At 70.2% G+C, this 21,120-nt stretch carries 21 protein-coding genes; 11 read left to right on the top strand and 10 right to left on the bottom strand.

Going from position 1 to position 21,120, the window contains the following annotated elements; genetic code table 11:
• The first annotated feature begins 22 nt into the window (after positions 1-22).
• Positions 23-655, top strand: a complete 633-nt coding sequence (locus IC605_RS24500) for a nucleoside deaminase (RefSeq protein WP_343216536.1) — start codon at positions 23-25, stop codon at positions 653-655.
• Positions 652-1,614: an NUDIX domain-containing protein gene (locus IC605_RS24495; protein ID WP_246580559.1), complete on the top strand. Its 963-nt coding sequence runs from the start codon at positions 652-654 to the stop codon at positions 1,612-1,614. Before IC605_RS24500 ends, IC605_RS24495 begins: the two co-directional genes overlap by 4 nt.
• Here IC605_RS24495 and IC605_RS07415 read toward each other — a convergent pair.
• Positions 1,498-2,133 carry a M23 family metallopeptidase gene (locus IC605_RS07415; protein WP_216321139.1) on the bottom strand — a complete coding sequence of 212 codons (636 nt, stop codon included), beginning with the start codon at positions 2,131-2,133 and terminating at the stop codon, positions 1,498-1,500. The two genes, IC605_RS24495 and IC605_RS07415, sit on opposite strands and share 117 nt — an antisense overlap.
• A 158-nt stretch (positions 2,134-2,291) precedes the next feature.
• Here IC605_RS07415 and IC605_RS07410 point away from each other — a divergent pair, with 158 nt between their 5' ends.
• The 6 genes from IC605_RS07410 (at position 2,292) to IC605_RS07385 (ending at position 9,745) form a co-directional block, all read left to right on the top strand.
• Positions 2,292-3,209, top strand: a complete 918-nt coding sequence (locus tag IC605_RS07410; protein WP_216321136.1) for an RluA family pseudouridine synthase — start codon at positions 2,292-2,294, stop codon at positions 3,207-3,209.
• 43 nt (positions 3,210-3,252) lie between these two features.
• Positions 3,253-4,515 carry a M16 family metallopeptidase gene (locus IC605_RS07405; protein WP_216321133.1) on the top strand — a complete coding sequence of 421 codons (1,263 nt, stop codon included), beginning with the start codon at positions 3,253-3,255 and terminating at the stop codon, positions 4,513-4,515.
• Positions 4,512-5,765: a M16 family metallopeptidase gene (locus tag IC605_RS07400; protein WP_216321130.1), complete on the top strand. Its 1,254-nt coding sequence runs from the start codon at positions 4,512-4,514 to the stop codon at positions 5,763-5,765. Before IC605_RS07405 ends, IC605_RS07400 begins: the two co-directional genes overlap by 4 nt.
• A gap of 374 nt (positions 5,766-6,139) precedes the next feature.
• On the top strand, positions 6,140-7,801 hold the full coding sequence (locus IC605_RS07395; protein ID WP_216321127.1) for a hypothetical protein: 1,662 nt from the start codon (positions 6,140-6,142) through the stop codon (positions 7,799-7,801).
• Between the two features lie 9 nt (positions 7,802-7,810).
• On the top strand, positions 7,811-9,259 hold the full coding sequence (locus IC605_RS07390; RefSeq protein ID WP_216321124.1) for a S8 family peptidase: 1,449 nt from the start codon (positions 7,811-7,813) through the stop codon (positions 9,257-9,259).
• A gap of 87 nt (positions 9,260-9,346) precedes the next feature.
• Positions 9,347-9,745 (top strand): hypothetical protein, encoded by a 399-nt coding sequence (locus IC605_RS07385; protein WP_216321120.1) that lies wholly within the window; start codon positions 9,347-9,349, stop codon positions 9,743-9,745.
• A 115-nt stretch (positions 9,746-9,860) separates the two neighbouring features.
• Here IC605_RS07385 and cmk read toward each other — a convergent pair whose 3' ends face one another.
• The gene (gene cmk, locus IC605_RS07380) at positions 9,861-10,490 is read right to left on the bottom strand and encodes a (d)CMP kinase (protein ID WP_216321117.1); all 630 of its coding nucleotides are present in this window, start codon (positions 10,488-10,490) and stop codon (positions 9,861-9,863) included.
• A 101-nt stretch (positions 10,491-10,591) separates the two neighbouring features.
• Between cmk and IC605_RS07375 the strand changes: the two genes are divergently transcribed.
• A complete protein-coding gene (locus IC605_RS07375) occupies positions 10,592-11,389 on the top strand; it encodes a peptidylprolyl isomerase (protein ID WP_343216535.1) in 798 nt (265 codons plus the stop codon).
• A 44-nt stretch (positions 11,390-11,433) separates the two neighbouring features.
• Here the strand turns inward: IC605_RS07375 and IC605_RS07370 are convergent, their stop codons facing one another.
• The 3 genes from IC605_RS07370 to IC605_RS07360 are packed head-to-tail and all read right to left on the bottom strand — an operon-like array spanning position 11,434 to position 13,539.
• Entirely contained in the window at positions 11,434-12,309 is an 876-nt protein-coding gene (locus IC605_RS07370; RefSeq protein ID WP_216321114.1) for a 4-(cytidine 5'-diphospho)-2-C-methyl-D-erythritol kinase, read from the bottom strand.
• Positions 12,299-12,982, bottom strand: a complete 684-nt coding sequence (gene ispD / locus IC605_RS07365) for a 2-C-methyl-D-erythritol 4-phosphate cytidylyltransferase (protein ID WP_216321111.1) — start codon at positions 12,980-12,982, stop codon at positions 12,299-12,301. Before ispD ends, IC605_RS07370 begins: the two co-directional genes overlap by 11 nt.
• Positions 12,979-13,539, bottom strand: coding sequence for a UbiX family flavin prenyltransferase (locus IC605_RS07360; protein ID WP_216321108.1), 561 nt, complete (start codon positions 13,537-13,539; stop codon positions 12,979-12,981). The genes ispD and IC605_RS07360 overlap by 4 nt, the downstream gene beginning before the upstream one ends.
• A 70-nt stretch (positions 13,540-13,609) precedes the next feature.
• Here IC605_RS07360 and IC605_RS07355 point away from each other — a divergent pair, with 70 nt between their 5' ends.
• Positions 13,610-14,839 carry a cytochrome P450 gene (locus tag IC605_RS07355; RefSeq protein WP_216321105.1) on the top strand — a complete coding sequence of 410 codons (1,230 nt, stop codon included), beginning with the start codon at positions 13,610-13,612 and terminating at the stop codon, positions 14,837-14,839.
• A gap of 35 nt (positions 14,840-14,874) precedes the next feature.
• Positions 14,875-15,987 carry a YbfB/YjiJ family MFS transporter gene (locus tag IC605_RS07350; protein ID WP_216321102.1) on the top strand — a complete coding sequence of 371 codons (1,113 nt, stop codon included), beginning with the start codon at positions 14,875-14,877 and terminating at the stop codon, positions 15,985-15,987.
• Between the two features lie 114 nt (positions 15,988-16,101).
• On the opposite strand, the gene IC605_RS07345 is transcribed toward IC605_RS07350, so the two are convergent.
• The 5 genes from IC605_RS07345 to IC605_RS07325 all read right to left on the bottom strand — a co-directional run bounded on the left by IC605_RS07345 (position 16,102) and on the right by IC605_RS07325 (position 21,087).
• Positions 16,102-17,814, bottom strand: a complete 1,713-nt coding sequence (locus tag IC605_RS07345; RefSeq protein ID WP_216321099.1) for a P-loop ATPase, Sll1717 family — start codon at positions 17,812-17,814, stop codon at positions 16,102-16,104.
• Between the two features lie 114 nt (positions 17,815-17,928).
• The gene (locus IC605_RS07340) at positions 17,929-18,531 is read right to left on the bottom strand and encodes a response regulator transcription factor (RefSeq protein WP_216321095.1); all 603 of its coding nucleotides are present in this window, start codon (positions 18,529-18,531) and stop codon (positions 17,929-17,931) included.
• Positions 18,528-19,685 carry a sensor histidine kinase gene (locus IC605_RS07335; protein ID WP_216321092.1) on the bottom strand — a complete coding sequence of 386 codons (1,158 nt, stop codon included), beginning with the start codon at positions 19,683-19,685 and terminating at the stop codon, positions 18,528-18,530. Before IC605_RS07335 ends, IC605_RS07340 begins: the two co-directional genes overlap by 4 nt.
• Complete coding sequence (locus tag IC605_RS07330) at positions 19,682-20,263, bottom strand: DUF1349 domain-containing protein (protein WP_246580558.1); 582 nt, start codon at positions 20,261-20,263, stop codon at positions 19,682-19,684. Before IC605_RS07330 ends, IC605_RS07335 begins: the two co-directional genes overlap by 4 nt.
• 26 nt (positions 20,264-20,289) lie before the next feature.
• A complete protein-coding gene (locus IC605_RS07325) occupies positions 20,290-21,087 on the bottom strand; it encodes an ABC transporter permease (RefSeq protein ID WP_216321088.1) in 798 nt (265 codons plus the stop codon).
• Positions 21,088-21,120 lie beyond the last annotated feature (33 nt).

Raw genomic sequence — 21,120 nt, 5'->3', positions numbered from 1 at the left:
AGTGGGAAGTGGTCAGTGGGACGTGGAAAGAGAAGGCGATCCACGGACGGTCGGCTGGCACGCCGCCCTCTCCGAAGCCTGGGACGCCTACGGCCAGGGCTCGTATCCCATCGGCGCGGTCGTGGTGAACGCTCAGGGCGAGGTGATCGCGCGGGGACGCAACCGGCTGGGGGAGCCCCGTGGAGTGGCGGGCGGCGTCATCAGCGGGCACGACCTCGCGCACGCCGAGATCAACGCGCTGCTCGACCTCGCGGGGACGCCCCGCCCGCAGGTCCGCACCTGGACCTTACTCACCACCGTGCAGCCCTGCCCGCAGTGTGCCGGGGCGGTCGCCATGAGCGGCCTGCGGGCGTTGGAGTATGCGGCGCCCGATCCGTGGGCGGGTTCGACCCACATCCTGACCCACGATCCCTACGTGTCGCGCAAGGGCATTCGGGTGGGCCGGGCGCCGGAAGGGGTGCAGCGGGCGGCGCTGCGCCTGGCCCTGACGGGCTTCATGGAGGCGTGGAATGCGCCGGACGACCCGGTGCTGCGCGCCTTCGCCGTCCACGCCGACGACTTCGCCCACGCCGAGCGCCTGTGGGTGGGAGGCACCCTCCGCGCCCTGCGCTCCCGTGGAGCGGCCCTGGACGAGGCGCTGGCGGTGCTCGCATGACCTCCGCGCCACGGGTCAACCTCTCGCCGTCCCCCCACCGCACGGGCCGCGCCTGCGTCTGGATCGAGCATGCGGGCCGGGTGCTGATGGTCGGCCTGGAGTGGGGCGGATGGACCCTGCCGGGCGGCGGCATCGACCCCGGCGAGACGGGCGCGCAGGCCGCCGAGCGCGAGGCGTGGGAGGAGTGCGGGGCGCGGGTGGAGATTGTGGGCGAGGCGGTGACGATTTGGGGGCAGTCCGGGGTGGAATCGTTGTGCTACCCGGCCCGGCTCCTCTCCCTCGACCCCAGCCCGGAAGGCCGCCCCGTCGCCTGGGTCAACCCTCGCTCGCTGCCCTGGGCGGACGACGTGCAGCTCCGGCAGGTACTCGCGGGAATGGGGGAGACGCCCGCCGTCCTGGCCCTCCCGGAGCGGGTCCGGGCGGCGCTCGCGGAGACGGAGCGGCTGGGCTTCGGCCGCTCGTGCAGCCTGGAGGTCGGGCGGCTGTTGCGGACGCTGGCCGCCTCGCGCCCCGGTGGTCGGCTCGCCGAGCTGGGCACGGGGACGGGGGTGGGAGCGGCGTGGCTGCTGGCGGGAATGAACGACACGGCGCGGCTCTTCACGACCGAACTCGACCCGGAGCGGGCGGACGTCGCTCGCCGCGTCTTGGGAGACGACCCCCGCGCCGAGGTGCTGGGCGGCGACTGGCGCGAAGTCCTGACCTACGGCCCCTTCGACCTGATCTTCAGCGACTGCGCGCCCGCCAAGCGGGAGACGGAGAGCCTGGAGGTGCTGGTGGACGCGCTGGGCCCCGGCGGGGTGCTCGTGCTCGACAACTTCAGCCCAGCCGCCTCCCTCCCCGCCTCATTGCACGGCGGCGACCCCGAACGCGACCGCCTGTTCTCTCACCCGCGCCTGCTCTGCGCCGAGGTTCCGGTCAGCCGCCGCGAATGCGTGATCCTGGCGACGAGGAGGGCCTGAACGGTCCTCCCGCTGCAAGAACGGGTAGGGATTGATCGCCCCGCCCGCCGCGTAGATGCCGTAATGCAGGTGCGGCGGCGTGCCCCGCGCGTTCCCGCTGTCGCCGACGTAGCCGATCACGTCCCCGGCCTCGACCCACCCGCCCTCCCGCACGTCGGCGTAGCGTTCGAGGTGCGCGTAGTAGTGCCGCTGCCCGCCCGGCCCCAGGATCATGACCGTGCGCCCGCCGAGGCGGTTCTCGCCCACGTTGAGCACGACGCCCGGCGTGGTCGCCCGGATGGGCGTGTCGCGCGGCGCGAAGATGTCCACCCCCTCATGTCGCCGCCCCTCGCTGCGGGCCGCGCCCCAGGTGTCCACGAAGGACTGGCCCGGCAGGGGATTGGGCAGGCTGCCCTCGGCGGGGCTGGGCGCGGCGAGCAGGGCCGAGTAGCGCCGAGCATTCTCCAGGTACGGCCACAGCAGATAGGCGGCCCCCGCGAGCAGGGCGAGGACGATCACGAGGCGGAGCAGACGGCGCACCCCCCCAGCATCGCGGGAGGGAATGAGAGATTCGCCGTGCTGGTAAGGCTTTTTACAATCGTGGGGAGGGTATCCTCGGGGGGTGAAGCGCATTCCGGTCCTCCGCCCGCACGGGTTCGGCTCTGCCCTGCCCGTCTTCCCGTGAGGGCCTTTCCCCCATGACCCTCAACGGCGGCCACACCTACCGCGAGCAGCTCGGTCCCCGCGCCGACGGCCTGAGCGTCCTCGCGTACCTGACCCGGCAGTACGGGCACTCCACCGCAGCCGAGTGGCGGGCGCGGCTGGAAGGCGGTGAGGTGCGGCTGGACGGGGCCACCGTGGGCCGGGCGGACGAGCGGGTGCGGGCGGGGCAGGTGCTCGAATGGCGGCGTCCCCCCTGGGAGGAGGAGGACGTACCCCTCGCCTTCGACGTGATCCACGTGGACGGGGCCCTCGTGGCCGTCGCCAAGCCGGGTGGCCTCCCCACGCTGCCGGGCGGCGGGTTCCTGAGTCACACGCTGCTCACCCGGGTCCGCGAGCGTTTTCCGGAAGCCAGCCCCCTGCACCGCCTGGGACGCGGCACCTCCGGGCTGGTCCTGTTCGCGCGGACGCACGCGGCGGCGTCCGCCCTGTCCCGGTCCTGGCGCGGGCACGAGGTCGAGAAACGCTACCGGGCGCTCGCCTCCGGCCTCGCCGGGCGGGAGACGTACCGGGTCACCACCCCCATCGGCCCGGTGCCGCATCCCCGGCTGGGCACCGTGTACGCGGCGAGCCCGGCGGGCAAGCCTTCCCGCAGCGACGCCCGGGTTCTCGAACGGCGGGAGGGGGCAACCCTCTTCGAGGTGGACATCCACACGGGGCGCCCCCACCAGATTCGCATTCACCTCGCCTCGGTCGGTCACCCCCTGGTCGGCGATCCCCTGTACGGGCCGGGCGGGGGTGTGCTCCCCGACTTGCCGGGCCTGCCCGGGGACGGGGGCTACCTCCTGCACGCGGAGCGGCTGAGCTTCATCCATCCGCTGACAGGGGAGCGGCTGACCCTGCACGCGCCGCCGCCCCCCGAACTGCGGATGGGAGAGGAACGCCTCGCCCCGTGACCTCGCTCCCGGTCTTCCGCCGGGTGGGCGCTAGACTCCCCCGGTGACGACTGTGACCGCGCCTGGGGCGCACGTGTGGACCCTGGAGGGCGGGCTGAGGGTCGCGTTCGAGCGCCGCCGGGGGCCGGGCTTCGCCTTCGACCTGCGCCTTCCCGTCGGCAGCGCCCATGACCCCGTGGGTCGCGAGGGCTCGGCGGGCGTGCTGGAGGAGTGGCTGTACAAGGGGGCGGGGGGCCGGGATGCCCGCGCCCTTCAGGACGCGCTCGACGACCTCGGCGTGCGGCGCGGCGGCGGGGTCGGCCCCGAGGCGACGCGGGTCGGGATGAGCGGCCTGGCCGCCGACCTGCCCGGCGCCCTCTCCCTCACCGCCGACCTCCTGCTGCGGCCCGAACTGCCGGAGGACGAGCTGCCCGTCCTCGTGGACCTCGCCCGGCAGGACCTGGAGGGGCTGGAGGACAGCCCGCCCGACCGCCTCGCGGTGGAGGCGCGGCGGGTGGCCTTTCCCCGCCCGCCGGAGTCGCCTTTCGCGGGCTTCGCCCACCCGGCGAGCGGCACGCCCCAGGGGCTGGCGAAGCTCGGCGCGGCGGGCCTGCGCGCCTTCCTGGGGCGTTACGGCACCCGGGGCAGCGTGCTCGGCCTCGTGGCGGACGCCGAGCCGGGGGAGGTGCGCGCGCTCGTGGAGCGGACCTTCGCCGGGTGGCGCCCGGGGGACGACGGGGGCGTATCTGCCCGCTTCCGCTCCGGGGTCAGCGCCCACCTGCCCGACGCGGACGCCGAGCAGACCCACCTGAGCGTGACCGCCCCCGGCGTCGCCCCGCGTGACCCGCACTGGCTGGCGTGGCAGGTGGCCCTGACCGCGCTGTCGGGCGGAAGCGCGAGCCGCCTCTTCCAAGCCGTGCGCGAGGAACGCGGCCTGGCCTACAGCGTCAGCGCCTCGCCGGTCGTGCTGGGCGGGCAGGGCTTTCTCGCGGCGTACGCGGGCAGCACCCCGGCGCGCGCCCCCGAGACGCTGGAGGTCCTGCTCGCCGAACTCGCCCGGCTCCCGGAGGGGCTGACGGAGGCTGAGTTCGGCCGAGCCCGGGCGGGCCTGACCGCCAGCGTCGTCTTCGGGGCCGAGAGCGCCCGCGCCCGGGCGACCAGCCTCACCCGCGACGTGGCCGTCTTCGGGCGGGTGAGGAGCGTGACCGAACTGAGAACGCAGCTCGCCGCCCTCACGTTGAGTGGGGTGAACGCCTTTCTCGCCGGGTACCGCCCCGCCGAGGCCGCCACCGTCGTATCCCTCGGCCCCCAGGAGCCCCGCCTATGACGTCCTCCCCTCCGATCCTCCGGGAAACGCTGACCCACACGCTGGAAAATGGTCTGACCCTGCTGCTGGAGCCCGACCCGGGGGCCCAGACCGTCGCCGCCGGGTACTTCGTGGCGACGGGCTCGCGCGACGAACGCCCCCAGGAGCTGGGCGCCTCGCACTTCCTCGAACACCTGATGTTCAAGGGCTCGGAGCGCATGAGCGCCGCCGACCTCAACGGGCGCCTCGACGACCTCGGGGGCAACGCGAACGCCTTCACGAGCGAGGAGGCGACCGTCTACCACGCGGCGACCCTGCCCGAGCAGGAGGGCGAGCTGCTAGACACCCTGACCGAACTCATGCGCCCGGCCCTGCGCCCGGACGACATCGAGCCCGAGCGCGGTGTGATCCTCGAGGAGATCGCCATGTACGCCGAGCAGCCCGCCGTGCGCGCCGTGGACGAGCTGCACGCCGACTACTGGGGCACCCACCCCCTCGGCCACCTCGTCCTGGGCACGCCCCGGACGGTGGGCGGCCTGACCCGCGAGGCGCTCGCCCGCAACCACCGCGAACGCTACGGGGCCGGGCGGGTGACCCTCACGGTGGTGGGCGCCTTCGACCCAGCCCGGGTGCTGGGCTGGGCGCAGGAGGAGCTGGGGGGCTGGCCCGCCGGACCCCGCCCCGGCCCCGCTTCCCTCCCCACCCCGCGGCACCCCGGCACCGTTCGCACGGTCCACGACCCCAGCCTCGCCCGGGTGCAGGTCGCGCTCGCGCTGCCCGGCCTGGGCACGGCCCACCCGCTGCGGGAGGCCGCCGTGGTGCTCTCCGAACTCGTCGGCGGAGAGAACAGCCTGCTGCACTGGGCGCTCTTGGACACCGGCCTCGCCGACGGGGCCGACCTCGCGCACCTGGAGTACCGGGACTGCGGGACCTTCGAGGGCGGCTTCTCGTGCGACCCGGAGCGGGCCCAGACGGTCCTCGACCGCTACCGCGCGGTGCTGACGGGCGCCGGGGAAAGCGTCACCGACGCCGCCGTGCGCCGCGCCGCCCGCAAGCTCGCGGTGGGCACCCTGCTGCGCGCCGAGACTCCCCAGGGCCGCCTCTTCACCCTCGGGATGGAGTACCTCGCCCTGGGCCGCCCGGTGGGCACCGCCGAACTCGTGGACCGTTTCGCGCGGGTGACCGCCGCCGACGTGCGCGCCGTGCTGGAGGCCTGCCCCCTCACGTCCCCGACGGTCGTAGCCCTCGGTCCGGTGGAGGGGCTGCGCTAGGCCGTTCACCCACCTCAGCCGTCCCCCATTCCGGGAAGGGGGGCCACTGAACCGGCGGATGAGCGGGATGAGCTGCGTCTTCATCTTGAATCACGTCGAGGGCCGGGTGGGTCGTGTGTCCGCCGGGCAAGCCGCCCGGTCGACTTCAAGGAAGTCTCAGCTCCTCTCATTCCTGATGCCCGTCTGACGGACTCATGAAGTATGAGGCCGGGCTGACAGCGGCGTGGGAATTGTTGCAACAGGGCGGGGTGAACGCTAGTATCGCCTCCACCGGATCCACGGTAAAGAGAATCTTTCTCCCTTCGTCCAGCCCCAGGCTTGGACTCGTTCTCTCATTCGGAGGCATCATGAGAACAGGAGCAGCAGCCACGGTCTTGGTTTCGGGACTTCTCGCGCTGAGCAGTTGCGGAACGCCCCAGCCGACCACCCAGGAAACGACGCTTCAGGGCAACGTGTTCGCCAGCGCCACGGCGGGCGGGGCGCCGGTGCAGGGGGCGCGGGTGACGGCGAACCTGGGGGACTCGGCCCAGAGCGTGATCACCGGGCCCGACGGGCGATTCAGCCTGAAGCTGAACACGGCGAAGACGGCGCAGGCCTTTACCCTGACGGTCGAGCCGCCCGCGGGCTCGAACCTCTACGCCTCCACGTACGACAACGTGCCGCTGGAGGCCTACCGCTCGCCGTACGGGGCGGCCAACGAGCTGAGCATCTACCTCGGCACCACCCGCCCGTCGGCGGCGCTGCCCGGCGCGGCGGCGCGGCGCGGCTGCGTCACCGGCCTGCTGAGGGACACCTCCGGGCAGCCGGTGGTGAGCAACGCCCTGGAAGTCGTGCCCGTGTCGGCGACCCAGGCGGTCCCCCGCCCGCTCTATCCCAACTGCGCGACCGAATTCACGGCGATCCCGAACTTCGCCGCCGGAGCCGCCACGCTGCCGCAACCGGGCGAGACGGGGCTGGTCATCTACGGCGGCAGCCGCGTCGTGCGCACCGACGCCCAGGGCCGCTATCTGATGCCGGTGCAGACCACCCAGAACCTGAACGCCGTGTCCGGCGCGATGTGGGCCGGGAACTTCGACGGCAGCGAGGAGAGCGAGACCTCGGCTTCCGTCTTCTGGAGCAAGTTCCAGTACGTCCCCGAGGTCCCGGTCTTCACGAGCGGCGCGACCGACACGCGCGACCTCACGCTGGAAGACTTCGACCCCGCCACCAACCCCCGGGTCACCACCCAGCCCATCCGCTACGACGCGGGGGCCATCGAGAAGCCCAGCGGGGCGCTCTACGACGTGCTGACCTCGCCCGCCTTCGAGCCCGCGATCACGTCGGGGACCTTCCCGCTCGGGCAGTACTACACGTTGGACCCGGCGGGAAGCCACAACCTGCGGGTGATGAACCTTGGGGACGGCAACCGCGCCCAGAACGTGAGCGTCGAGACCTACCTCTACCGCTCCAGCGCCGACGGCCAGACCCTGACCGGCACCTCCTACTTCGCCGCCTGGCGCGACGGCGACAACCTGGGCGACGCCCTCACGGCGGATTTCCTCGGGATTCCGGCGCCGCAGGCGCCCGCCCAGGAGGAGGAGGGCGCCTCGCGCACGCCCACGCTGAGCTGGAACAGCGTGGCGCGGGCCAAGACCTACACGGTGGGGCTGTACCGCCTGACCGAGACCGGCGCCACGCCCGTCTGGGTCGGCTACACCACCAACACCAGCGTGCGGGTGCCGCTCACGCTGGAGGCGGGGACCGAGTACGTGTGGCAGGTCAGCACCGACGACAGCACCGAGATGCTCGACTACATCGGCAAGGACCCGCTCAGCGCGGAGGCCGCCCGCTGGAAGAGCGCGGGCACGCTGGCAAGGGCGCGTGGCCTGGGCAGCGCCCTGAACACCTGGCGCGGTGAGGTCGCGGCGGGCGCCCTCCAGGCGACCGGGCAGGTGCCGCAGCGGTTCGATGGGCCGAACGCCGCCTACCAGCGGCTTCAGGAGACGGGCTACCGCAGCGCGGACAGCCAGGAATTCTTCTTCCAGACCGGGAACTGAGGAGCGTCCATGAACAAACGGTTCTTTTCTCTCTTGGGGCTGACGGCCCTGCTCGCCGCCTGCGGCACCCAACCCACGACCACCGCCACGGACGGGGCCGCCCCCTCCGGCGCGCTGATGCCCGGCCAGATCGTCGTGAAGTACAAGGCGGGCCTGACGGCATCGACCGTGCAGCCCCTGGGCAACACCCGGGTGCTCTCGGCCACGGCGGGTGACGCCTGGGGCCGCCTCGCGCTCGTGTCGGTGCCGGAGGGCCAGGAGGCCGCCTACGCCGAGCGCTACGCCGCCCAGGGCGGGGTCGAGTACGCCGAGCCCAACTACCGCGTCGAGAGCCCGAGTGCCGAGAGCGTCTCGCTCGCCACCCACAGCGTGCGCACGGGCGGGCTGCGCGCCGCGGCGACCGGCTTCACGGCGGGCGTCACCGATCCCTACTTCGTCAACAGCCCGGTGGACGCGAACGGCAAGAATCCCTTCGACGTGACCGCGGCCCAGTCGGCGAACGGGCGCACGGCGTACACGAACGAGAAGTACCTCTGGAGCATCTACCGCGTGCAGGCGCCCGCCGCGTGGGACGCGGGCTTCACGGGCAAGGGCGTGGTCGTGGCCGTCATCGACCAGGGCGTGGACCTCGGGCACCCGGACCTCGCCGCCAACCTGTGGCAGAACCCCAACCCCGGTTCCACGACCTGCCCCGGCGCGAACGGCTACGACTTCGTGGACGACGACGCCGACCCCTCCGACACGGGCGGCCACGGCACGCACGTGGCGGGGACCATCGCCGCCGCCGCGAACGGGCAGGGCGTGGTGGGCGTCGCGCCCGAGGCGAAGATCATGGCGCTGCGCGGGCTCGGCTACTTCGGCGGGACGAACTACATGCTCGCCCGCGCGCTGAAGTACGCCGCCGACTGCGGGGCGAACGTGGTGAACAACTCCTGGGGCGGCAGCACGCGCACCCGCGCCTTCCGGGACGTGCTGGAGTACGGCACCGCCAAGGGCGTGACCTACGTGTTCTCGGCCGGGAACGCCTACCGCGACAACAACCGTCCCTCGTGGCCCGCCTCGTACAGCACCGAGCTCCCCGGCGTGATCTCGGTCGGCGCGACGAGCAACGACAACCGCCGCACCGCCTTCTCCAGCGCGGGCGACTACGTGACGGTCGGGGCGCCCGGCGGCACGATCCTCTCCACCGTGCCGCGCTCGCAGGCGCCCAACAACCCCTACGCCTTCCTCCAGGGGACCTCGATGGCCGCGCCCAACGCGTCCGGCGTCGTCGCCCTGATCTACCAGGCGAGGCCCGGCATCACCCCCGAGCAGGTGCGGCAGACCCTGACCTGGAGCGCGAACAGCACGATCACCGGCCAGAACAGCAAGCCCGACTACCCCACGGGCGGCTTCTTCGGCTACGGCATCGTGGACGCGGCGGCGGCCGTGCAGTACGCGCGGGAGTCGCTGCGGTAACCAGGCAGACGGCCTGACGCCTCACGGGCGCGGGCGGGGGGTATCCTCGGAGCCCCCCGCCCGCCCCTTTGTGAAAGGAGCCCGCCCTTGACCCTCCCCACCCTGGTCGCCGCGCTGCTGCTCAACGTCGTGCCGCCGCCCCAGCCGCCCGGCGAGCCGCTGCTCCCCGCGCCGCAGGTCCGCGTCGTCCTCACCGTGAGCGACGCGGACGGTCCCCGACCGGGCGTGCTGATGCAGCTTTTCCGGCGGGGCGTGGCGGGTCGGCCGCTGCCGCTGCCGGGCCGTCCCCTGCTCGCCCGCAGCGGCGCGGACGGCACCGCCTCGCTGACGCTGCCCCCCGGCACGCCCCTGCTGGTGCAGCTCACCGACCCCGGGCGCGACCTGCTCGTGCTCCTGCCGCTGGGCGAGGAGGTCGTGCGGGTCGGCGCGGCGACCTTCCGGCTGCGGGTCGTGGCCGCTAGCGTGCCCGCCGGGCCGGGGCGCTGAGCGCGCGGGAGAACAAGGTGTCCTGCTGAGCGGGGAGGAAAGCAGTCCCTCTTCCTTGCGGGGGACCCTCCGCCCGGCTCAGGGTGACGCTCTTTTCCCGTCAAACGCCGGAGAGCTACGCCGTCCGGGCGGGCAGCGCCGCAAGGACCGCCGCGATCACGCCGTCCAGCGTCAAGGGCCCGGTGTCGATCACCCGGGCGTCCGGGGCGGGGGCGCTCTGCGCGGCGTCGCGGCGGTCACGCTCGGTCAGGGCGGCCTCGATGGTGCCCGCGTCCTCGCCGCGTTCCTGGGCCCGGCGCTCGGCGCGGACCCGGGGGCTGGCGGTGAGGTAGAACTTGGCGTCCGCCTGGGGAAAGACGTTCGTGCCCATGTCGCGCCCCTCGGCGACGAAGGGGGCGGGCAGGGCGCGGAGCTGGGCGTCCACCCACGCGCGGACCTCGGGCAGCCGGGCGACGGCGCTCACACCCGCGTCCACCCGCGAGGAGTGGAGCCCCGGGGTGAGGTCGCGCCCCCCCTGCCACACCCGGTTGCCCCGCGCCAGGGGTTCGAGCCGCAGGGGCCGCTCGCGCAGCAGGGCCAGGAGGGCCGCCGGGTCGGAGAGGGGAAGGCCCGCCTCCAGGGCGAGCAGGGTCGCCGCGCGGTAGAGAAAGCCGCTGCTGATATAGGGAATGCCCAGCGCCCGCGCGACGCCCGAGGCCACGCTCGACTTGCCGCTGGCGGCCACGCCGTCAATGGTCACGATCATCCGCCCAGTCTAGGAGATGCGCTGCGGGGGAGGCCACCGCCCCGTCCCCCGACCGTGCGGGCACCCGGGTTTCCCTCACCCAAACCCTCTAGACTGCCCGCGTGAAACAGGCCGCCCTCATGCTGACCGCCCTCCTCGCCCTGACCGCGTGCCAGACGAGGGGCGAGTCGAATACCAGCACCCAGACCGAGCAGACCGAGACCGCCGCGACGCCGGACACCGCCCAGACCCAGGCGTCCCAGACCTCGGCGGCCCAGTCCTCGGCCGCGCAGACCCCGGCGGTCACCCAGCCCGGCCCGATTCCCGCCGGGTACACCCTGGTGCCCGCCCTGAGCGACCAGCCCGTGCGCGAGTTCACGTCGGAGCCCGCCCTGAGCCTGCAAGAGGGCAAGGACTACTACGCCCTGATCGACACCAACCGGGGCCAGATTCTCGCCGACCTGTTCGAGCAGGAAACGCCCGTCACCGTCAACAACTTCGTGACGCTCGCCCGCAACCACTTCTTCGACGGCATCCGCTTCCACCGGGTGATCGAGGGCTTCATGGCCCAGACGGGCGACCCCAAGAGCGTGGACGAGGGCAAAAAGGACGAGTGGGGCACGGGCGGCCCCGGCTACTCCTTCGCCGACGAGTTCCGCACCCGGCTGACCTTCGACAGTGCGGGCCTGCTGGCGATGGCGAACAGCGGTCCGGCGACCAACGGCTCGCAGTTTTTCATCACCTTCGCGCCCACCGACTTCCTCAACGGCAAGCACACCATCTTCGGCAAGGTCGTGCAGGGCGACGACGTGCTGCCCAAGCTCACCCGCACCTCCGACACGAGCGGCGGCCAGGAGGCCCCCATCGAGGGCGTCACCCCCGACCGCATCCTGACCGTGCGGATTTTGACGAAGGGCTGAGGTCGGCTCTCCGCCGGGGCCGGGGGGAGGAGGACACCCCGGCCCTACAGCGTCCGCGTCGCCTCCACCCACCACCCCGGGTGCCGCGCCCGGAGCGCCGCCGCCGCGTCGTGGGCGTGGTCGTCATTCCTCGCCAGGGCGAAGCAGGTCGCGCCGCTGCCGCTCATCAGGGGCGAGCGCAGGCCCAGGCCCGAGAGGGCGGCGAGCGCTTCCCGGATCGGGGCGTGGCGGGCGGCGACGGGCCCTTGCAGGGCGTTGAGGTACGGCACGTCCCCCCCGCCCGTGAGGGCCACCAGGATGCCCTCCACGTCGAGTTCGGGGGTGTAGCTCTCCTCCTCGTCGAGCCAGGCGTAGGCGCCCTGCGCGCTGACCTCTACGCCGGGATTGACGAGCACGAGGGGCACGGGCGGCACCGGCAGCGGGGTGAGGACCTCGCCGACGCCCTGGGCCATCGCCGCGCGGCCCAGCAGGAAGAAGGGCACGTCCGCCCCCAGCGAGCGGGCGAGCGCGGGCAGGGAGACGCCCGAGGGGTACAACCGCGCGAGCGCCATCAGGGTGGTCGCCGCGTCGCTGCTGCCGCCGCCCAGGCCCGACGCGAGGGGCAGCCGCTTGTGCAGGGTGATCTGCGCCCCGCCCCCCACTCCCGCCGCGTCCAGATACGCCCGCGCCGCCCGGTACACGAGGTTGCGCCCGTCGGCGGGGAGGCCCTCTGCCCCCTCCACCCGCAGGCTCAGGGTCTCGGCGGGGGCGATCTCCAGGTCGTCGCCGACGGCCAGGGGCACCATGACCGAGTGCAGCTCGTGGTAGCCGTCCGCGCGCAGGTCACGCACGCTCAGGCCCAGGTTCACCTTGGCGGGCGCGAAGTAGGTGTGCGGGGTCGGGGGGGAGGGGGGGGCGGCGGCCCCTTGCTCAGGCGTCATCCCCCCCAGCATCCCACAGCGACGCGACCGCGTGGGCCAGGGCGAGGTCGCCGGGCGTGGTGACCTTGAACAGCCGCGCGTCCCCGGGCACCAGCGTCACGCTCCCGCCCTGCCAGACGACGAGTCCCGCGTCGTCCGTGGCGGTGAAGCCCTGCGCCCGCGCGGCCTCGTGCGCTCGCAGCAGCAGCTCGCGGCGAAAGCCCTGCGGCGTCTGCACCGCCCACAGACCCTCGCGGGGGACGAGCCCGCCCCAGCGGCCCGCTCCCCCCCGGACCAGCGTGTCGGCGACCGGCCGCGCGACGGTGGCGGCTCCCGTCTCGGGAATCGCCTCCAGCAGGGCGTGAGTGACCTTCGTGGGCAGAAAGGGCCGCGCCGCGTCGTGGACGAGCACCACCTCCGCCGAGGTCGCCCGCAGGAGGCCCCGGACGCTCTCCTGCCGGGTCGCGCCCCCTGTGATGGCCCGGGCCGGAACATCTTCCGGCATCTCCGTCCCCTCCGGCAGCGCCACCAGCACCTCGTCCACCAGCGGGGCGAGGGCGGCCACGCTGCGGGCGAGGAGGCTCACGCCCGCGACCTCCACGAAGGCTTTTGGTCCCAGTCCCAGCCGCGTGCCCGACCCGGCGGCGGGAATCAGCGCGGCGGTGCGGCCCGCCAGCAGGCACGCGCCCGTCACTCCCCTTCCCCCCACCGCCTGAAGCCCGGCACGTCCAGCCCGAACTGGTCGAGGACCCGCGCCGTGACGAAGTGCAGCAGCTCCTCCACGCTGTCCGGCGCGTGGTAGAAGCCCGGGCTGGCGGTCATGACGGTGGCGCCCGCATCGAAGACCGCCAGCATGTTCTCCAGCATCGGGCGTGGCAGCGGGTCCTCGCGGACGACGAGGACGAGGCGGCGGCGTTCCTTGAGGGTGACGTGGGCGGCCCGCGAGAGCAGGTTGTCGGCGAAACCGTGGGCGACTTTCGCCAGCGTCCCGGCGCTGCACGGCACGACCAGCATCCCGTCGGTGCGGAAAGACCCGCTCGCCACGCTCGCCGCGAGGTCGCGGTCCTCGTGGGTGACGCTCGCCAGGGCGGTGAGGTCGCCCAGAGTCGGCCCCCCCTCCGCCGTCATCACCCGCTTGGCGCCGCTGCTCACGATCAGGTGCGTCTCAACCCCCAGCCCGTGCAGGGCGCGCAGCACACCCAGGGCATAGGGAATTCCGCTTCCGCCGCTGACGCCCACGACCAGCCTCAACTCCGCAACCTCAGGGGGGGCAACCTCATGGGGGCAGGCTAGCAGGGGCGCGGGGGGGTAGCCTGTCCCCATGACCCTTCAGGACCCCGCACTCCGGAGCGGCCCGGCGGCGCTCCTCGACGCCTTCTGGCAGGGTACCCACCTCGCCGACCCGCCCGCCTTCCTCGACCGGGCGCGGGAGGTCTCGCCCGTCCTCTTCGACCCCGCGCGCGGCCACGCCCTGCTCACCGGCCACGCGGAGGTCTCGGCGGCGCTGAAAAGCCCCCTTGTCCGCACCACCAAGTACGAGGGCGGCGAGGCCTTCCGCGCCAGCGAGAGCCATGCCCTGATGAGCCCGATGATGCTCTTCCACGACGGGCCGAGCCACACCCGCCTGCGTTCGCTGGCCGGGCGCGCCTTCACCCCGCGCGTGCTGGAGGAGAGCCGGGAGTTCATTGGGTCGCTGACCGACGAGCTGCTGGACGGGGCGCGGCGGCAGGGGGAGGTGGACGGGGTGGCCGCCCTCGCCGTGCCCCTGCCCGTCACCGTGATCGTGCGGATGCTGGGCCTGAGCGGCACGGACGCCGAGAGATTCCGCGAGTGGTCGGCCTCCGTGGCAGACCTGATCGGCGGGCTGGACGTCACCCCTGAACGCTGGGCCCAGGTCGAGGCCGACGCGCGGGCGATGCGCGGGTACTTCCGCACCCTGGCGGACGACCTGCGCGCGCACCCCCAGCCCGGTCTGCTGTCCGCCCTCGCCGCCGCCCAGGACGAGGGCGGGCGGCTGAGCGGCGAGGAACTCCTTGCCAACGCCGTCCTGCTCCTCGTCGCGGGGCACGAGACGACGAGCAACCTGATCTCGGGGAGCCTCCACGCCCTGCACGAACAGCCCGAGCAGCGCGCGTGGCTGGCCGAGAACCCGGGGGAGCGCGCGGGGGGCGCGGTCGAGGAACTCCTGCGCTTCCTCTCCCCGGTGCAGGGGACGGGGCGGGTGACGACCGGGCCCCTCACGCTCGGGGAGACCGAGCTTCCGGCGGGGACCTTTCTCAGCGTCAGCCTGGCCGGGGCCAACCGCGACCCGCGCGTGTTCGCCGATCCCCACGCCCTCGACCTCGCCCGCCCGAACGCCCGCGCGCACCTGGGCTTCGCGGCGGGGGCGCACTACTGCCTGGGCGCGGGCCTCGCGCGGCTGGAGGGAAGTGTTTTCCTGACCCGGCTGCTCACCCGTTTTCCGCATTACCGGGTGCCGGAGCAGCCCCTCGCCTACCGTCCGAACTTCACCCTGCGCGGGCTGCGGGAACTGCGCCTGCACCTCCGTTGACCGCTCCCGAACCCTTCTCCCGGACCCTGTGGAGAATGGCCCTCCTCTCCCTCGGCGGGGCGGTCGCCCTGGGCTTCGCCCGCTTCGCCTACGCCCTGCTCCTGCCCGCCATGCGCGCGGACCTGGGCTGGTCCTTCACGCTGGCGGGGGCGATGAACGCCGCGAACGCCGTCGGCTACCTCGCCGGGGCGCTGACGGCCACCGGGATCGCCGCCCGGCTTGGATTGCGGCGGGTCTTCACGCTCGGCATGGGGGTCACCGCCCTCGCCCTGCTCGCCTGCGCGCTCACCGGATGGGCCCCGGCGCTCCTCGCCCTGCGATTCCTGGCGGGGCTGGGGGGCGCCTTCATCTTTGTGACGGGCGGGGCCCTTGCCTCGCTCGCTGCGCGGGCGCATCCACAGCGCAGCGCCCTCCTCCTCGGCGTGTTCTACGGCGGGGCGGGGGTGGGCATCCTCGCTTCGGCCCTGCTGTTGCCGCCGCTGCTGGCCCACGGGTGGAGGGGAGCGTGGGCGGCCCTCGGCGCCGTGTCGCTCCTCGCGCTGGGGGCCACGCTGCCCGCCCTGGCGCGTCTGCCGGACCGGGCCGCCTCCGCCTCCGGGTCGGGCCGTGCCTCTCTCGCCCCTCTGACCCGGGCCTTTGCCGCCTATGCCTGCTTCGGGGTCGGGTACATCGCCTACATGACCTTTATCGTCGCATTCCTGCGCTCGGTGGGGGAGGGGAACTTCATCACCCCGTTCTGGGCGGTGCTCGGCGTGGCGGTCATCCTCAACCCGCTCGCGTGGCAGCGGCCCGCCACGCACCTGCCCGGGGCGCGGGCGATGGCGGCGCAGATGCTCACGCTCGCGGTCGGGGCCACGCTGCCGCTGCTCTCCACCCACCCGGCGGCGCTGCTGCTGTCGGGCCTGCTGTTCGGCGGGAGTTTCCTCGCCGTCGTCACCTTCACCACGATCCTCACGCGGCGCACCCTGCCCGAACCCGCGTGGGGCCGGGGCATCGCCGCCTTCACGGTGATCTTCGCCGCCGGGCAGACGCTGGGGCCGCTGCTGACGGGCGCCCTGTCGGACGGCGCGGGCGGCTTGAGGTTGGGGTTGGGGGTCTCGGCGCTCGTGCTGCTGGCGGGAGCGGGGCTGGCGTGGGGGCAGAGGTGAAAGTCCTCAACCTTTTACTTCGTCAGTATAATTTTGTTGCCTAAATTATTGGCTCTCTGTAGATGAGTATGAATGGTGAAGAACTATCGACTTGTTTTTTGATCGATTTACGCCCTAATACACGCCAACTTTCGCCTCTATTGGTATGATAGATAGTGCACTCCATAAACAGGGGTGAATATAGTAGATTGCCTTCGCCTTTGCAGAGGGTGAAACATAAGAGGGTCTTTTAAATGACCAGTATATATTGGATTGACCCGAGGGTTTAATTCCCAGAACACCTATTTTGTATAAAATATCGAAACACAACTCGACAACTATTCTTGGATCGTTATCTGTGTATCTATCATTGATTAGGCTGTATATGTAGTCGTGCTTGGGATTGCGGGTAACAAAATCTAATGCCGATTCTCGAAACTTATCTGCGACATCGCTTATGGTAAAACTAGCAGGATACTTCCTCAGCAATTCTATCAAATTTGTAATATTCGGATAGTCCGTGCCCCATTCATAACCTAATGCTTCAAATCGACTTTGTGAGTATTCAATCTCGGCTTGGAAAATATCTTGTGCTCCAATCACGGATTTGCCAGCCGCTGCCCTAGCGCAGTTATTGAAGAAAATAATTAAATCCCTAGGTCTGAGCATGGTTCTGTTAATCAGATATTCAAGAGGCTTCTTTCCCCCTACCAATTGAGGAAGAACATCACGCATTGTAATACTTCTTGCCGTGGGTCTGTTGGAAATAACCTTATTTACTCTTAACTCCAATAAATTCTCTAATTCTCTGGAAGACCAAAACAAGTCTATGTACAAAGATTTAAACTTTTCCTCTTGGAACCCAGAATCTTGAGTCTTTTCAAAAACACGTGCAATCAAATCTTGTCTTAGTGCAATCACGATTTTAAGGTTATCTACTCTGTTGTTTAAGTCTCTTGAAACCTCAATAAGACTCTTCAGAAGTTGGTAGCGCAGCTCGTCATTTACCCAGTTTTCATCTAGCTTATCAATTGTTATAAAGAATTGCTTTTGTCTGTCCGACAAGACCTCGTCCTGAAGCAGTCTTATCAACTCTTGTATTCTTTGTGTCTGTATCCTTGACACTACCTCTCGGCCTCTAGTAATAATTTCGGCTTTAATCTCCTCTCCTACTTTAGTATCGTTCTTTTTGTCTGCTTTTGCAGATAGATCTATCAATCCTGGTATTGCTTTTTTGGCGTCTGCGCTAACACTTTCTTGCACTTGATTCTCAAGCTTATTCACCACTTCTCTTACCCTAGCTTCTGTACCAAGCCAAAATTTATCTCCCCAATCTAGCAGGTAGTTCACGGCTTCACTCCTGCCCCTATTGCGCGTCCAAAGGTCTTTAAAACGATCTAATATACCAGCACGGGATACTTCATTGTTAATGTCATATCTGACTTTTAGAATTTCGACAATAAATATATGATTCCATAAAAGCTTATAAAACATGTCCATTTTTATTCCAGAGTCGTAAAAGAATCTTAGTAAAGTGCTATCAACTAAATAGCCTAAAGCTAGTTCTTCTGGATTAATATTGATGACCCTAGGTTTTATGTCATTTAAACGTTCTATCAAAGCCGTTTTTCCGGCTCCGGTCCTTCCAACAATAATACTCTCTGGTGAATCGACTTGAAGAACTAATTCAAGAGCTCCGTTATCATAGAATGTATCGGACAGAAGACGATCCTGTTCTGCGTCTGCTGTACCAACATTAGTAGTACCCCCAAATCTAAAGTCGTTTGCTTGACGATTAACATTTATGATGGAGGATTTGCCTTGTCCCCGCCTGCCCTTTTTCGCCATATGGCGTACTATATCAAGTAAGGAGAGATGTCAACAAACTAATCATTAATTGTACCTCAGGGCGAACTTTGCACCGGAATGAGCAGGTTCGCCAGATTCGCAAATTTTACCCCCTCACAACCACCCCTTCTCTCTCGCTTTTCTCGCCGCCTCGGCTCGGTTTCCAGCGCCCACCTTGCTGATCGCCTCCGACAGATAATTGCGGACCGTGCCCTCCGACAGCCCCAGCCGCGCGGCGATGGCGGCGGTGCTCGCCCCGGCCTCGGCCTCGCGCAGCACCTGACGCTCGCGGTCGGTCAGCGGATCACGCTCGCCCCACGCCTCCTCGGCCAGCGCGGGGGCAATCGCGCGGCCCCCGGCGTGGACGCGGCGGATGGCCTCCGCGAGTTCCGAGGCGGGCGCGTCCTTGAGCAGGTAGCCGCGCGCCCCGGCGTCCAGCGCCCGCCGCAGGTAGCCGCTCCGGGCAAAGGTCGTGACGATGACCACCCGCACCCCGGGAAAGTCCTCCCGCACCCGCGCGGCGAGGTCCAGCCCGCTCAGCCGCGGCATCTCGATATCGGTGACGAGCACGTCGGGCAAGAGGGTCCGCACCAGCCCCAGCGCCGCCTCCCCGTCCGTCGCCGTGCCCACGACCTCCAGATCGTCCTCCAGCGAGAGCAGCGCGGAGAGAGCCCCCAGCACGAGGGACTGGTCCTCGGCCAGCAGGACGCGGATCATGCGGTCACCAGGCCGGGGCTCGCCTCGCCGCCCACCTCGTCGGGAAAGTCGGCGGTCAGGGTCGTGCCGCGCGTGCCGTCGCGGGTGAGCTGGCCGCCCAGCGCCCGCAGCCGCTCGCGCATCCCCGTCAGGCCACTGCCCTCGGGCCCCTCGCCGCCCACGCCGTCGTCGCGGATGACGAGGCGGTGGCCCCCCTTGGTGCGGGTCAGCGTGACCTCGACCTCCTGCGCGTGGGCGTGCCGGACCACGTTCGTCACGGCCTCGCGCAGCAGCATGGCGGCGCCCGCCTCGGTGGGGGCGGGGAGGTCGGGAAGGGGCCCCGTCACGTTCAGCCGCACGCCCGCCGCGTCGAGGGCCACCTTCGCGCGGGCGAGTTCGGCGTTCAGGCCGCTGCCCCGGTAGCCGTGGACGGCGGCGCGCACCTCCGTCAGCGCCTCCCGGCTGATGCGCTCGACCTCGCGGATTTCCTGGGCGGCGCGGGCGGGGTCACGTTCGGCCAGCTTGCCCGCCAGCTCGCTCTTGAGCACGATCACCGAGAGGGTGTGCCCCAACAGGTCGTGCAGGTCGCGGGCAATCCGTTCGCGCTCGGCGTCGGCGGCCAGCCTTTCTTTCTCGCGCTGCACCACCTCCAGTTGGGCGCGGGCGATCCGCTGCCCGTAGCTCGCGTGGTTAGCGTAGACGGCGACGAGGGTGAACACGAGGTTGGGCGCCAGCCACCACAGGTCTTCGGGCTGGTATGTACCCGTCCAGAAGGGGAAGACCATCACCGCCATGTTGAGGAAAGCCAACCACAGGGCCAGGGCCGTCCTCGGCTGGAAACCGATCATGCTCGCCCCGTAGATCAGGAAGGCGCTGCCCGTGCCGTCCGTAATGGGGAAGAGGACGAAGTAGGTCACCAGGCTCAAGACCCATCCGGCCACGGCCCACCGCTCCTGAAGGGCGGCGCTCCGGTTGGAGGGGAGGCGAAAGCGAAAGACGATCACGTACACCCCGAGAAACAGGGTGATCAGCGAGACGAACAGCAGCGTCTCCCCGGCCGTCCGGCGGTGCTCCAGAAACCCGGCGACCGGAAAGGCCAGGAACGCCAGCCAGAACAACGGGAACAGGTCCCAGATCAGCGCGCGGCGGCGCGGGCGAGAGGCCGGGGCGCTCATGGTCCCGCCATCTCGTGCAGGGGGCGCGGGTCGGGGGCCGTCAGCCGGAAGTCACGGAAGGTGACGTGGAAGTCCGCCCGCTGGGGGCTGCACGCCATCACCCCGACCCGGGCGGGCAACTCCGGCGGGAAGAGGGCGACCCGCAGCAGCGTCCACCTCTCCTGCCCCTCCGGCCTGGCGTGGACGATCAGGGCGTCGGCGCGGCGGGTGACGCGGAAGGTGGTCTCGGGGTGGTCCCCGGTGGGCGTCACGCTCCAGTCGGAGGCGTCCCGGGTCACCACCGCGCTCCACTGCTGGCGGCCCACGAACTCCACCCCCGCCTTGAGCCAGTGGGCCTCATTCGCACGGACCATCAGCCCCGCCTGGTCGTACAGTTCCTCGTACTCGCCGCGCACCCGCACGCTCGCCGTGAACTCGGGGGGCGCGTCCGCCAGGAGCGCGTGGCCGTCGTCCCGGGTGAAGCCGTAGTGGGTGGCGCGCCAGAAGTCCGTCCGGTTCCCCGTGCGGACCTCCAGCGCGCCGTCCTCACCTATCGCCGCGTGGGGCGGCGGGGCGTGCCACGTCATCTCGCGCCACATGGGCACAGTATCCTCCGCTCTTCTGCTCACTGCCCGCGAGCCTCGTCCCGCCGCAGCGCCCAGATCGCCAGCGCCCCGAAGACGACCACGTACCCGGCCAGCCACAGCCAGTGCGTCCCCTCGCCGCCCGTCTGGCCGGCTACCGTGCCCCACCCGATCCGCGCGAGGTGGTAGCTCGGCAGGTACGGCGCGATCTTCTGGATGAAGCCCGGGAGCTGGTCCAGCGGCACGAACAGCCCCGACGCGAAGGCGATGATGACGCTGACGATGTTCGCCAGAATCTGCGCGGCCTGCGGGTTCGCCAGGAAGCCGATGCTCAGCCCCACGGCGATCAGCGCGACCATGCCTGCCAGCAGCTTGACGAGCAGGCTGAGGGCCAGCCCCAGCGGGAGGGTGATCCCCCCCGCGAAGTGCCCGAAGGCGTACAGCAGCGTCAGGCTCAGGGCGCTGAAGCACAGGGCCGCGACCACCTTGCCCGCGAGGTACATCCACGTCGGCATGGGCGAGGTCCGCAGCAATCGCAGCCACCCACCCGTCCGCTCGGTGGCGACCGCCGACCCGAACGAGAACATGGCGAGGCTGAGCAGCGAATATGTCCCGAAGTTCACCAGCAGGAGCTGGCCCACGTTGACCCCGGCGTCCGTCGTCTCCCTCACGGCGGGCAGGCCGAACAGCCCGAAGAACATGATCGGGAAGCCGACCGTGCCGATGAAGAACAGGGGGTTGCGCCGCATCCGCCGCAGTTCGGCCAGGACCAGTTGCCCCAGGGCGGGGAGGAGGGGCGCGCGGCGGGTGGCGGGGGCGGCGGTCGTCAGGGTCGTCATGGGAGTCACCTCTTGAGAAAAGGGGAGAGGCAG

The sequence above is a fragment of the Deinococcus aestuarii genome (assembly GCF_018863415.1).
Taxonomy (GTDB): Bacteria; Deinococcota; Deinococci; order Deinococcales; family Deinococcaceae; genus Deinococcus; species Deinococcus aestuarii.
This window is presented reverse-complemented; position numbering and strand designations above follow the sequence as displayed.

What these genes read in the sequence shown, in the direction of transcription:
- IC605_RS07390 (WP_216321124.1), top strand. Translation starts at nt 7,811, where the DNA reads ATGAACAAACGGTTCTTTTCTCTCTTGGGGCTGACGGCCCTGCTCGCC.
- IC605_RS07350 (WP_216321102.1), top strand. Translation starts at nt 14,875, where the DNA reads ATGGCCCTCCTCTCCCTCGGCGGGGCGGTCGCCCTGGGCTTCGCCCGC.
- IC605_RS07325 (WP_216321088.1), bottom strand. Translation starts at nt 21,087, where the DNA reads ATGACGACCCTGACGACCGCCGCCCCCGCCACCCGCCGCGCGCCCCTC.
- IC605_RS24495 (WP_246580559.1), top strand. Translation starts at nt 652, where the DNA reads ATGACCTCCGCGCCACGGGTCAACCTCTCGCCGTCCCCCCACCGCACG.
- IC605_RS07335 (WP_216321092.1), bottom strand. Translation starts at nt 19,685, where the DNA reads ATGAGCGCCCCGGCCTCTCGCCCGCGCCGCCGCGCGCTGATCTGGGAC.
- IC605_RS07355 (WP_216321105.1), top strand. Translation starts at nt 13,610, where the DNA reads ATGACCCTTCAGGACCCCGCACTCCGGAGCGGCCCGGCGGCGCTCCTC.
- IC605_RS07345 (WP_216321099.1), bottom strand. Translation starts at nt 17,814, where the DNA reads ATGGCGAAAAAGGGCAGGCGGGGACAAGGCAAATCCTCCATCATAAAT.
- IC605_RS07370 (WP_216321114.1), bottom strand. Translation starts at nt 12,309, where the DNA reads ATGACGCCTGAGCAAGGGGCCGCCGCCCCCCCCTCCCCCCCGACCCCG.
- IC605_RS07330 (WP_246580558.1), bottom strand. Translation starts at nt 20,263, where the DNA reads ATGTGGCGCGAGATGACGTGGCACGCCCCGCCGCCCCACGCGGCGATA.
- IC605_RS07410 (WP_216321136.1), top strand. Translation starts at nt 2,292, where the DNA reads ATGACCCTCAACGGCGGCCACACCTACCGCGAGCAGCTCGGTCCCCGC.
- IC605_RS07340 (WP_216321095.1), bottom strand. Translation starts at nt 18,531, where the DNA reads ATGATCCGCGTCCTGCTGGCCGAGGACCAGTCCCTCGTGCTGGGGGCT.
- cmk (WP_216321117.1), bottom strand. Translation starts at nt 10,490, where the DNA reads ATGATCGTGACCATTGACGGCGTGGCCGCCAGCGGCAAGTCGAGCGTG.
- IC605_RS07400 (WP_216321130.1), top strand. Translation starts at nt 4,512, where the DNA reads ATGACGTCCTCCCCTCCGATCCTCCGGGAAACGCTGACCCACACGCTG.